Origin of the sequence: Neobacillus sp. CF12, assembly GCF_030348765.1 — a bacterium.
GTDB lineage: Bacteria > Bacillota > Bacilli > Bacillales > Cytobacillaceae > Neobacillus.
The window spans coordinates 3,249,879-3,261,577 of record NZ_JAUCEU010000007.1; the positions used below are offsets into that span (position 1 = coordinate 3,249,879).

The 11,699-nt window shown below is 33.6% G+C and carries 11 protein-coding genes and 2 pseudogenes; 5 read left to right on the plus strand and 8 right to left on the minus strand.

The annotated features are described in order from the left end of the window. Positions 1-84: 84 nt before the first annotated feature. Positions 85-969 (plus strand): AraC family transcriptional regulator, encoded by an 885-nt coding sequence (locus QUG14_RS15500; RefSeq protein WP_289341420.1) that lies wholly within the window; start codon positions 85-87, stop codon positions 967-969. Between the two features lie 399 nt (positions 970-1,368). Here QUG14_RS15500 and QUG14_RS15505 read toward each other — a convergent pair. The 5 genes and pseudogenes from QUG14_RS15505 to QUG14_RS15525 all read right to left on the minus strand — a co-directional run bounded on the left by QUG14_RS15505 (position 1,369) and on the right by QUG14_RS15525 (position 4,803). After that, positions 1,369-1,829 (minus strand): annotated as a pseudogene (locus QUG14_RS15505) (GNAT family N-acetyltransferase). 406 nt (positions 1,830-2,235) lie between these two features. Next, positions 2,236-3,102, minus strand: a complete 867-nt coding sequence (locus QUG14_RS15510; RefSeq protein WP_289341421.1) for a PhzF family phenazine biosynthesis protein — start codon at positions 3,100-3,102, stop codon at positions 2,236-2,238. A 56-nt stretch (positions 3,103-3,158) separates the two neighbouring features. Then, positions 3,159-3,782: an FMN-binding negative transcriptional regulator gene (locus tag QUG14_RS15515; RefSeq protein ID WP_289341422.1), complete on the minus strand. Its 624-nt coding sequence runs from the start codon at positions 3,780-3,782 to the stop codon at positions 3,159-3,161. Between the two features lie 24 nt (positions 3,783-3,806). Further along, a complete protein-coding gene (gene paiA, locus QUG14_RS15520) occupies positions 3,807-4,325 on the minus strand; it encodes a spermidine/spermine N(1)-acetyltransferase (protein ID WP_289341423.1) in 519 nt (172 codons plus the stop codon). A 25-nt stretch (positions 4,326-4,350) separates the two neighbouring features. Beyond that, positions 4,351-4,803 (minus strand): MarR family winged helix-turn-helix transcriptional regulator, encoded by a 453-nt coding sequence (locus QUG14_RS15525; RefSeq protein ID WP_289341424.1) that lies wholly within the window; start codon positions 4,801-4,803, stop codon positions 4,351-4,353. A gap of 115 nt (positions 4,804-4,918) precedes the next feature. Between QUG14_RS15525 and QUG14_RS15530 the strand changes: the two genes are divergently transcribed. Both QUG14_RS15530 and QUG14_RS15535 read left to right on the plus strand, forming a co-directional pair. After that, positions 4,919-5,563, plus strand: a complete 645-nt coding sequence (locus QUG14_RS15530) for a YczE/YyaS/YitT family protein (RefSeq protein ID WP_289341425.1) — start codon at positions 4,919-4,921, stop codon at positions 5,561-5,563. Positions 5,564-5,773: 210 nt separating this feature from the next. Further along, positions 5,774-6,187: pseudogene (locus QUG14_RS15535) on the plus strand (cupin domain-containing protein); the annotation flags it as partial. A 403-nt stretch (positions 6,188-6,590) separates the two neighbouring features. On the opposite strand, the gene murI reads toward QUG14_RS15535, so the two are convergent. Further along, entirely contained in the window at positions 6,591-7,394 is an 804-nt protein-coding gene (gene murI, locus QUG14_RS15540) for a glutamate racemase (protein WP_289341426.1), read from the minus strand. Positions 7,395-7,486: 92 nt separating this feature from the next. Next, positions 7,487-8,347: a LysR family transcriptional regulator gene (locus QUG14_RS15545; RefSeq protein ID WP_289341427.1), complete on the minus strand. Its 861-nt coding sequence runs from the start codon at positions 8,345-8,347 to the stop codon at positions 7,487-7,489. Positions 8,348-8,470: 123 nt separating this feature from the next. Between QUG14_RS15545 and QUG14_RS15550 the strand changes: the two genes are divergently transcribed. Both QUG14_RS15550 and QUG14_RS15555 read left to right on the plus strand, forming a co-directional pair. After that, positions 8,471-9,661, plus strand: coding sequence for a YbfB/YjiJ family MFS transporter (locus QUG14_RS15550; RefSeq protein WP_289341428.1), 1,191 nt, complete (start codon positions 8,471-8,473; stop codon positions 9,659-9,661). Next, positions 9,655-10,734 carry an NAD(P)H-dependent flavin oxidoreductase gene (locus QUG14_RS15555; protein WP_289341429.1) on the plus strand — a complete coding sequence of 360 codons (1,080 nt, stop codon included), beginning with the start codon at positions 9,655-9,657 and terminating at the stop codon, positions 10,732-10,734. Before QUG14_RS15550 ends, QUG14_RS15555 begins: the two co-directional genes overlap by 7 nt. Positions 10,735-10,980: 246 nt before the next feature. On the opposite strand, the gene QUG14_RS15560 is transcribed toward QUG14_RS15555, so the two are convergent. Next, entirely contained in the window at positions 10,981-11,478 is a 498-nt protein-coding gene (locus QUG14_RS15560) for a P-loop nucleotide/nucleoside kinase family protein (protein WP_289341430.1), read from the minus strand. Between the last annotated feature and the right edge of the window lie 221 nt (positions 11,479-11,699).

Below are 11,699 nucleotides of genomic sequence, written 5' to 3' on the forward strand. Positions count from 1 at the left end.
CAACCACCAGAATTTCAACAGAAAGAATAGTAATGAACTTTTCCAAAAATATTTGAGGTGATTGATATCCAACAGTTACTCTTGTTGCAACAGATAATCGATTATATTGAAGACCATATTAGGGATGAAATTGATCCTGAGAATCTAGCAAAAATCGCCGGATATTCTCCCTACCATTTTTATCGAGTTTTTCAAAAGCACACAGGTTATACCTTAATGGACTATGTAGTAAAAAGAAGACTCCAGTATGCATTACACGAACTCGTCCACGGTAAAAAAGTGATCCAAATTGCTATGGATTATGGATTTGATACCCATGCTGGTTTTACTAAGGCATTTAAAAAATGCTTTGGAAGTCCTCCAAGTTTATATAAAATTCACGGTCCAAAATCATTGCCACAAAAGTTAGATTTAATTAGCATTCATCAAAAGAACACAGGCGGTATCGTGCTGCAGCCTATGATCGTTAATAGACCGGCCTTCACTGTTGCAGGTAAAACATTCGAAATCAATATGGGAAATGTATCTTACACGAGAGATGCACCAGCGTTTTGGGATCAAGAAGGTCTGGCGGACGGTTCCATTGAAAGATTGCTATATAAATCACTATCTCCAAAAAAGCATGGGGAGTACTGTATAAATTTAGGTAATACAAAATTAGAAGATAAGTTCATCTATTTGTTTGCTGTAGATCTAGACAAAGATACGTCGCTTCCAGATGGACTGACACCATTACAAATACCTGCTGCTACATATGCTGTGTTCAGAACTCCTTTGGTCGTAGTAGAGAAGTTTGCTTCAGCCATTAAAGGGACATGGAGATATATTTTGGAAGATTGGTTTCCACAATCATCCTATGAGGTTGATGAAGACAGTTTTGACTTTGAATATTATGATGAACACTGCCATTACTGGGATTATGAGAAAGTCTATATGGAGATTCATATTCCAATAAAAGAAAGAGTCTGACCAATCTAACGGGTTCCGTTTCCTATCGCAAAACTGAAAATGAAATCGAAAATACAACTAAATTTGTATATCTATTTTTGTAATTAAATATAAAATGGCTCTGTTTCACCATATGGAGCCATTTTTTTAATATTCATTTTTTGTATATTGTTGAAGTAATGCACCTATAGTTTAAGTGGAAATCTTCACAACCTTTTGTGTAGAAGCATATAAAAAAGACGCCTTAAGCACAGAAATATTTTCAGTTACTTGTTTCTGGTCTAGATTTTAGGTATAAGATACTCTGCTTAACTTTAAAGCGTTAAGAGAGTTGAAGCTTTTATTATTTCCGAGGGGAATCCCACTACCGATAATGACGAGTTGTGTTATCTTACCTTGAAATTCCGGATAATAAGTATTTTAGTCTGTAATAACATGTTTTTTTTGTAAAAGCATATCGACGTGAGGGATATTATCTTCTAAATATGTTTCGGATATAGCTTTAAAACCAAAGGAACTATAGAATTTTCTTAAATAATCTTGGGCTTGAATTTTAACAGTTGTTTCTTTTAATTCGTTTTGGATAAAATCTAGCCCTTTTTTTAAAAGCTCCTCTGCAATTCCTTGTCCCCTGTATTCTTTCTTTACAAAGACTCTTCCAATAGAAATTTCTTGATAAGTAACACCCGCATGTACAATCCTTAAATACGCAATGATTTCCCCATTGTCTTCTTTAAAAAGATGATAAGAAAAAGAATCTTTACCATCAACATCAAGATAAGGCAATTTTGTTCAACTACAAAAACTAAGGTTCTTTCTTTTAAAAGATTGTTTAGTTCAATATTTGTTAACTCGTCAAACTTTTTTAATTTCCAAATCATAAAATTTCACCTCTTATATTTTTTTGCAAATTCAATAAGTAGAATGCATGTCCTGAATTTGTTGCATTTGCAACAAAAATAACAATAGAGAGGATTGGAGTTCTGCTGCCTATATATTTTTGTAAACATTACTTTTCATTTTGGCTAATATAGCGCCAAACGAGAGGGACAAATTGATTTTAATACTTTGGATTAATTAACGGTTCGCCTTTTAAAACTCTTTTATTTTTCTTTTCAACCAATTCCATGACAAGCCGAATAGCAAAGACAAGAAAAAACCAAACAAACGCTCCTATCAGAATCCTTTAATAAATAGTGAGTGCTTCTTATTGAAGGGAATCGCAAGTTTATTAATAAAATTATAAAATATTAATCTAAAAAAAGCCCGAATTTGGACTTTCTTATGTTAATACCATTCTCCTTTTGCGATTAAAAACACTTTACCCCCTACAAGGATTTGAATGGAATTTTGGGAATTTTTAGCTTGTATATTTAAAATAGATGGTCTTCCCATTTGGAATCCTTGTTCAACTCTGTACACTATATTTTTACTTTCAAAAAAGTTATGTGCAATAAGGTATCCTGCAAGATTTCCGTTTGCACTTCCAGTCGCAGGATCTTCTGGGAATCCTGTGTCATCTAAAAATACTCTTACATTTACATCATTTTCTTTTAGTTTGGTTTCAGGAGTAAAGACAAGGATATTTGCTTTTATAACGTTATCAATGAAATTTTGATAATTATTATGATTGATCTTGCAACGATTTACAGCATCCAATGAACAAAGAGGAACAATTACTGCTGGTAATCCTGTTGATACAATTTGAATGGGAAACCGGGAATCAATATCTTCATTAGTTATTTGTAATATTTCGGTGAAAATATCTTGATCAGGAATTATCGTTCCTAATTCGGGTGGGTTTTGCTTCATTATTAATTGTTCACCTTCAATATTTACAGGTATTTGTCCTACTTTAAGGTTTAGAATTATTTGTTTACTTTCATTGTTTTCTAAAACTTTCTGAATGATAAATGCTGTTCCTAATGTTGGATGACCAGCAAAAGGAACCTCTACATCAGGAGTAAATATTCGAACATCGTATCCTCCGTTGTCTTGTTTGCCAGATAAAATAAATGTTGTTTCATTAAAGTTTATCTCTCTTGCAATCTTTTGCATTTCTTCAGTAGATATAGTTCTCGATGGAATAAGTACGGCTAATTGGTTACCTTCATATTTTTCTTCTGCGAATACATCAACAATATAAAAATCCATAAATATTACAACTCCTATTCTTAATTCTTGCATCTGAGGGTTGGATAAAAGTGGGCTTATTTGTGACTTTTCACTCTCTTTTCCATCAATTCTGCCATTTGTTTCGAATTTGGATTTCCTTCATTTTTTAATTTATCAATGATGTTAATATAATCCGTTTCATTTCGGTTCTGACTTAATTTATATGCAGCCTGAATATCTCCCACTTTAATCTTAAACCCAACAATACCTTTCAGTTCACTTCCTAAAAGTTGAGGAGAAAGTTTATCCCATAAAACTGGATTTTCTCGGTGTTTTTCATATTTTTCCAGCATTATTGTTAACTCTTCTATTAATTCATCTTTCTCTAAAATGCTTGCTTTCCCATATACATGAACGGCTTGATAATTCCATGTTGGAACTTCTTCATGACCATACCAAGAAGAAGAAATGTAAGCATTCGGTCCTTGAAACATGACAAGCGCATTTTCACAGGTTTCAAATGTTTTCCACTGAGGATTCCCATAAGCCATATGTCCAGTAAGATAGTAAGCATCGTCTTTTTTCTTTAACCCCAAAGGCAAATGCGTGGCAATTGGTTTCCCTTGAACTGTTGTGACAATCGTGCCAAAAGAGTTTTTTTGAACAAAATCCCAAATTTCATCCACATTTGTGACCTTATAATATTTTGGAATATACATAATTACCCACCTTTTGAAATAAGTTTATTTTTGCGTTTTTGTCATTATAAAATCTATTTGTTCTTCATCACCCATATAAAAAGAGTGGGCTCCAGTTTGAACAAACTCCATTTTCTTATAAAAAGCAATAGCATTTTCATTTTTTTCCCAAACGCCTAGCCAGATTTTCTTTTTATTACGTTCCATCGCAATTTCCATCGCTTTATTTAGCAGATATTTACCAAGCCCATGTTTTTGAAATTTGCTCTTTATATAAATCCTCTCGATTTCAAGTGATTCATCATCCATTTCTTCAGACTGAGCATCATTGATATTGACCTTTAAGTATCCAGCGACTTCATTATTAAAATAAACAAAAAAGAATTGCGAATAGATATTGGATAATTCCTTTTCTAATTGTTTTAAGTTAAATGCCCTTTCCAAATAGGCATTCATAGTTTCGGGTGAGTTCTGATCCTTAAATGTCTCATTAAATGTTTCATAACTAATTTCTTGAAGTGTGGGTAAATCCTCAAGATTACACTTTTTTATATTTATAGTCATTTAAATATGTCGCCCCTTTATATAATCAATAATCTCTCTTGTTTCCCTTTTTTACAAATTCCCAGTCTTTTTCTACATTTCTTCTTACTCTTTGAAGAAGATTGAAAATGGTTTCTGCTTCTTTTTCAGAAAATCCCTTTAATGCAACGATATTGGAAAAATCATTTTCTCTTTTTATAAAAGGATATACATTTTTCCCTTTCTCTGTTGGAAAGAGTTTTTTAATTTTTTTGTTATGTTTATCGTCTTTCTTTTCAATAAAGCCATTCATTTCAAGTTTTTTTATAGCACGAGATGCTGTTGTTCGATCTACTTTTATCATCTCGGCTAACTTTTCTTGAATGATTCCTGGGTTTTCACATATTCGCACAAGGTACAAATACTGTCCTTTTGTAAGGTCATATTCTTTAAATTCTATATTACTTATAGAATCTAATGCCCTTGCTATCATTCCAATTTCACGAAGAATTTCCTTCATAATTACCTCCTTCGTACATATTTTTGTTGCAAATGCAATAAAAATGGCATATATTAAATTTAACCTAACTTTATTGCATTTACAACAAAAAATAATAGTAAAGAGGTCGAGTAAAGTGAAATATGTTTTTTATGTATTAGGAATTTTAATATTGACGCTTGGTATTTCTTTCACTATACAATCAGACCTTGGGACTTCACCTTTTGATGCACTCTTGGTGGGACTGTCCATAAATGTGGGGCTTACTGTGGGAAGTTGGGAAATCATAATAGCTTTAATGTTGATAGGTTGTAATTCATTTTTAAAAAGACAAAGACCAGAAGTTTTAGGCTTGTTAACAGCATTTATAACGGGTATTGGTATCGATATGTGGCTTTTTTTATTGCACAATTTGATAACTCCAGAACTATGGTACAACAAAGTAGTTTGTTTTGGAATCGGCTTAGTTGTTATAGGATTAGGAACAGCAATTTATTTACAAACAAATTTTGCCCCGATTCCAATTGACCGTTTAACCTTAATCATACAAGAATTAACTAGAACAAATATACTGTTATCAAGAACTGTTATTTACCTGGTATTCCTGATGATGGCAATAATATTCAATGGACCCATTGGCATTGGAACTTTATTAACCGTTTGTTTAGGAGGTCTAATACTCAATTACTTCATGCCACTTACTAAAAAAGTAATAAACCGCCTATTAACCCACTCTAGTACATCACCAATTTATGATAAAGATAAAAACTACACAATATAGGATGGTTTTTGTAGTTCTTGTTCCACTAACCTGCTCTTATATGTAGTATGATTTTCCACCGTATTCAACGTAAGTAAAGATAAGAAAAATGCCATATTCGTATCTTTGTAGAAGCATTATATATAGTAAGTAATTATAGTTTTCAACGTAAATAACTATAGGACTTTACTTGGAGAGGTGGGTATGATAGGCTCGTTTGCCTGATGAAAACTAGAACTGATTGCGCAAGCATTAAATGTGCCACTCTTTACCCTCTTCATTAATGAAATTGATACGGATTCGCTCATTTCGAGAAAACATGACCGAAAGAAAGTATATCGTGAAAATAGTAACCATATTGTCTATGATGTGTTAACACCAGACTTTATGAAAGCACATATTGAACTCTTAATGATGGAATTAAATGCACACGCAAACACAACGGAAAGTCACTATTCACACGACGATAAAGAAGAAATTGCTGTCGTCATGAAAGGACAAGCTTATGTTGAACTTGAAGGAAGCGAATATTTTTTAGATGAAGGAGATGTCGTACGCATTCCACCAAATGTTAGACATCGATTTTTGAACAAAAGTGATGAGCCCAATCATATTTTATTCGTACTAACTCCAGCTTTAGTTTAAATAGCACCTCCACATGTAAGTATTAAATGATAGAGTGACTTCTACCACTAAAAAGAGGCTGTTCCAAAAATCGATCTATTATCGACTTTTGGAACAGCCTGTAAAACGGTTTCACTTATATAGCCATTCAACTTTCAAAACGGTTCGACTTTATTTCAAGCTATATTCTCAAACTCTTCTAAACTTTAACATAGATATCTAATAGCCTTTAAAGCGTTCCTCAAAAAACTGGACCTTTAATGGAATAACTAACATATAGACTCAGTCCTAAAATCACTTAATTCTTATTCAACTAACGCACCCGTTACTTTAAGTATAATATTTCACAAACTTTTACCTAAATATGAAAAATACTGTCGGAATAGCCTAACCTTAATGATTTATGTAACCGTTTTTGGGGTGATTACTTTTTAAGGTTTAGGTGACAAAGCTGAAGTTCGTCTAACATTACCAACAACTTTTTATAATTAGATAATGTTTCTTTATCTTCTACTTTAAAACCAGATTTAAAGAATAAAATATCCCCTGTTCCATTGTTAATTTGATTCCTTGCTTCGAGAATTCGTTTTAAGTTCTTTGCAGTTCCAATACTCCCAGAAATAATGTCTACTTCTTCAGGAAATATTTTCTTTATACTATTTTCAAAATAAGGAAAATGGGTACATCCTAGAACAATCGTGCCGTATTGCTTTAAATCAAACAAAGATAGTTTTTCTTTTAAATAAGGTACAACTTTCTCTTCTCTAAATTCAAAGTTCTCAGCGAATTGGACAAGACCAGGAAGAGGTAGACTTTCAACAATATCGTGATAATCTATACTTTTCACAAGGTTATGAAACTTTTCCTCTCTTAGGGTCAAATTAGTTGCCAACACTAATACCTTTTTACGTTTTCCCTCACAGCATTGAACAGCAGGTTTTACGGCTGGTTCAATACCCAAAATAGGGAAATCGTACTTTTGGCGAAGGTCATCCACTGCAATACTGGTTGCTGTATTACAAGCAATGACTAATGCTTTGATTCCTTGATTAGCCATAAAATCAACTGCATTAAATATATATTCCCTTACCTCTTCTTTTGGCTTTTCACCATATGGAACGTGCAAGGTATCCGCATAAAAAATGTAATCTTCATTCGGTAAAAGCCTCAATGCTTGATGTAGTACAGTCATACCACCTATTCCAGAATCAAAAAAACCTATTCTCACTACTTTCACTTCTTTTCCTAAATTTATCACTTATTTAGAATTCATTTTTAAAATTTTTTTGTTATTCCTAATTGATAACCCTAACCTCTCATCTAATCACTTAACATATTTATAAATTTTAATAATGATGAAGGTACATACTTATCTTTTCTATAAATGAATACTGTTTTGACTTTTCCAAATGGTTTCGGGAGTGAATGCTTTCTAAGAGTTCCTTCTTGAATTTGTTTTGCTACAACGCTTTGTGGAACCATACTTATACCTAGACCAGCAGATACACACCCAATGATTGCATCTAGGGTTCCAAATTCCATTATCTTTTTAGGAATCACCCTCTCTTGATGAAACCATTCTTCAAGCCTTTTCCGATAAGAACATCCTGTACGGAATACAAGTAGTGTCCTCGTTTGAATATCTTCGATAGAAGATATGGGTGGATGAATTGTATCAGTTACAAGTATCAATTCCTCTTCAAATACTTCCTTTTGAATGAGTTCGGGGTGTTCAATAGGTCCAGCCACAAATGCTCCATCAATTTCATACTGAAGAACACCATGAATATTTTCTTCCGTAGAACCTGTTTTTAGAGTTAGATCAACTTGGGGATAATCTTTAAGGTATTTTGAAAATATGGCTGGTAAGCGAACTGCGGCAGTTGTTTCCATAGAACCAATAATTAAAGGACCTTTTGGTGTTTGATCATCATTCATCACGTTTTTCGTTTCTTCTATAAGCTGAAAAATTTTTTCCGTGTATGTTAATAACATGCTTCCTTTAGCTGTTAAAGCAGTACCACGATTATGTCTATAAAATAAGGCCGTTTGGAGTTCCGTTTCTAATTGCTGTATTTTCATCGTGATATTAGATTGTGCATATTGAAGTTCTCTTGCTGCCTGTGAAATACTCCCCAGCTTTGCAACAGTCTGGAAAACTTTTAATGTTTGCAATTCCATAAAAATCCTCACCTCTTTTTTTGCCATCTAAATTACTGATAGCGAATATCAATATTATGTATTATTCAATATATCAGATAAGAGATATGCTTTAAATATAATCTTTTTATTGGAGGTTTTTATTTGAAGAAGCAATCTTTTCTATTTTTAATAGGAGGAATACTGTCTCTAATCATTGCTATGGGGATTGGACGGTTTGCCTATACTCCCATTCTTCCGATTATGCAAAAAGATCTTTCCTTTTCAAATACAGTTGCTGGTTATATAGCATCAAGTAACTATGCAGGATATTTGCTTGGAGCAATTTTAGCAGGAGCGATACCTTTGAAGAAGTATCGAGTGATTATCTTAAAAATAAGTCTAATAATCAGTATCTTAACCACTGCCATAATGGGTCTAACATACTCTCATTTCATTTGGTATGTACTTCGATTTCTATCGGGGGTTTCCAGTGCTTATGTGTTGGTCCTAGCCTCTGGTATCGTGTTAGATAAACTTGCTACTATAAACAAAACAAGTTGGTCTGGTTTATTTTATGGAGGGGTAGGTTTGGGAATCTGTTTATCCAGTCTTTTTATTCCGAGTTTAAACCATTTATATCAGTGGGAAGGTACATGGATCGGATTAGCTGTTGTCAGTGCAATCCTATCTATCTTCGTATGGCTATGGCTAGATGAAGCCTCCAACGTTGTTGAGTTAAAAAATAAAGAAAATAATTTTGCAGTTGTCCCCCCAACTAAATGGCTCCTATGGTTGATTATTGCCTATGGTTTAGAAGGATTGGGTTACATTGTTACAGGAACATTTATCGTATCTATCGCTGAAAAGACCCCATCCTTTCATAATGATGCAACTTTAGTTTGGATGATGGTTGGTTTGGCTGCGATTCCATCCTGTCTCATCTGGTCTATACTAGCAAAAAAATGGGGCTTCGTTAAATCCTTAGTCCTTGCAATGGCATTACAATCCTTGGGAATGGCTATGCCAGCCTTTTGGGTTTCGAAAACTAGTTTTATCATAAGTGCTTTATTATTTGGAGCAACGTTTATGGGTATCACTACACTTGCTACAACATTGGGGCGACAAATAAATCCATCTAATAGCAGCCGAACGATTGGCATTCTAACTGCTATTTTTGCTATCGGACAGTTGATAGGACCCATCCTTTCTGGAGTCTTATCATCATTCACTCATAATTTTAATACTGCTTTAATTGGAGCATCTAGTGTCGTATTAATTGGGGCAGCCCTGCTTGTAAATGGAATTCAATTTGAGAGGAAATCTTACGCAAAAGATGAGGGATATACATGTTAAATAATGAAATTACAGAAATATTAAAAATAAAATATCCAATTATTCAGGCTCCAATGGCAGGTGGAGTAACAACTTCGGAATTAGTCACTGAGGTTTCAAATAGTGGTGGTCTAGGTATGATTGGAGCAGGTTATATGACCCCTATTCAAATTAGAAATCAAATAAGGGAGTTAAAGACCCTAACATCAAATCCTTTTGGTATAAACCTATTTGTACCCAATGAGTTTGATGTTATAAATGATGACATTAAATCAGCTAATCAGTTATTAAACCCTATTCGTGAACAACTAAATTTACCTCAAAAAGATAGCTTTGAAATTCCTGAATTTAATAATGTCTATGAAACATTTATTGAACAAATTAAGGTAGTAATTGAAGAAAATGTCCCAATCTGTTCTTTTACATTTGGCATTCCCTCTGAAAAAGTGATTTCTGAGTTGAAGAAATCTGACATTATTCTAATGGGAACGGCAACCACTGTTAGAGAAGCAGTTGAAAATGAGAAAGCAGGTATGGATTTTGTTGTTGTTCAAGGGAGTGAAGCTGGTGGACATCGAGGGAACTTTATCGATGATTATAAAGTGAGTTTAGTTGGTTCAATGTCATTAATACCGCAGGTCGTTGACAATGTAAGTATTCCAGTAATAGCTGCTGGAGGTATTATGGATGGAAGAGGGTTGATAGCTTCTATCTGCTTAGGTGCAAAGGGTGTACAGATGGGGACAGCTTTCTTGACTTGTATTGAAAGTGGAGCACATAAAGTACATAAAGAAGCTGTTATGAATGTCACGGAGGAAGATACAGTATTAACTCGTTCATTTTCAGGTAAATGGGCAAGAGGAATACAAAATAATTTTATTTTGGGTATGCAGAGTAACGAATGGTATTTACCAGACTTCCCCGTTCAAAACACATTAACCCAGGATATTAGAAAAGTTGCCGCCTCAAAGAATAATAAAGAATTTATGTCACTATGGTCTGGTCAAAGTCCAAGATTAGCTAAGCAACAAACTGTAAAAATATTAATCAAAAATATAATGTCAGAAGCAGAAAAAATAAAAAAAAATATGTGATTAAGGAGCAAAATTGCTCCTTTTTATGGTTTCATTTTTAATTAACCTGCCTGTTAATGGAACAAGAAAAGCGACTGCTCTTGTTGAACAATCGCACCCGTTAGTTTAAGTGTACCACTTCACAAAGTTACATCGATTTTAACATATATACATTGAAACTTTTCTTACTCACATTTCATTTTATATCATATAGAGCACCTCCCAGAACAAAAGGTACTCTATACACACGAATCATTGAACTCCTTGTTATTCTTTTCTGCTAAACTCTAAAATATTTAAACCCTCGGATGCCTCTGGTGCTTCAAAAAATTTAGTAACATGAATAAACACCGCTTCCGTGTCAAAATCTGCTCTTTCGGGTTGTTCGTTACGCCTTTGTACAATTTGACGTAAGCATTGCTCGTTATTTAGATTAAGGAAAATTAGTTGATGGCTTGCATTGACATCTGACGCCATATCCAAAAACCACTTTCGCAGTTTTTGAGTGTTAGCTGGAAAATCCATCACTACATCTGTACCGACACTTAATATGTTTTGGACATGCTTTTTGACCAACAGCTTGAGCTGCGCTGAGAATTTTAGATAGTCCTCAAATGATGCAATCTGATTGGGATAAAGAGATGAAAGCCATTCATCCTCAGACAACAGTACCGCATGTTTATCTATCGCCAATTGTTTTGATTTAGTTGATTTTCCAGCTCCCATTTTTCCACAGAAAAAGTATAGCGTCCCCAATTGTTTCATATTTTTTAACCCCCGCGCTTATTTTAGTTTAAACTTTTTACTTCGTTAGTTCCCATAGACATTCTCCTCCCCTTATTGATATTTAGGCGTTAAGATTTATATCCGATTTACTTATTCTACCAATTTCATTTATATTCCTTCTTTAACAAACCTGCCCGTTAGCGTAAGTACATCTTTTCACAAACTTTATTTCATCTAAACTATATATCCAATTATAACGT

Coding starts and splice junctions, on each gene's coding strand:
- QUG14_RS15510 (WP_289341421.1), bottom strand. CDS start 3,102: ATGGATTTTTATATTGTTGATGTATTCGCAGAAGAAAAATATGAAGGT.
- QUG14_RS15515 (WP_289341422.1), bottom strand. CDS start 3,782: ATGTATATTCCAAAATATTATAAGGTCACAAATGTGGATGAAATTTGG.
- paiA (WP_289341423.1), bottom strand. CDS start 4,325: ATGACTATAAATATAAAAAAGTGTAATCTTGAGGATTTACCCACACTT.
- QUG14_RS15525 (WP_289341424.1), bottom strand. CDS start 4,803: ATGAAGGAAATTCTTCGTGAAATTGGAATGATAGCAAGGGCATTAGAT.
- QUG14_RS15545 (WP_289341427.1), bottom strand. CDS start 8,347: ATGGAATTGCAAACATTAAAAGTTTTCCAGACTGTTGCAAAGCTGGGG.
- QUG14_RS15555 (WP_289341429.1), top strand. CDS start 9,655: ATGTTAAATAATGAAATTACAGAAATATTAAAAATAAAATATCCAATT.
- QUG14_RS15560 (WP_289341430.1), bottom strand. CDS start 11,478: ATGAAACAATTGGGGACGCTATACTTTTTCTGTGGAAAAATGGGAGCT.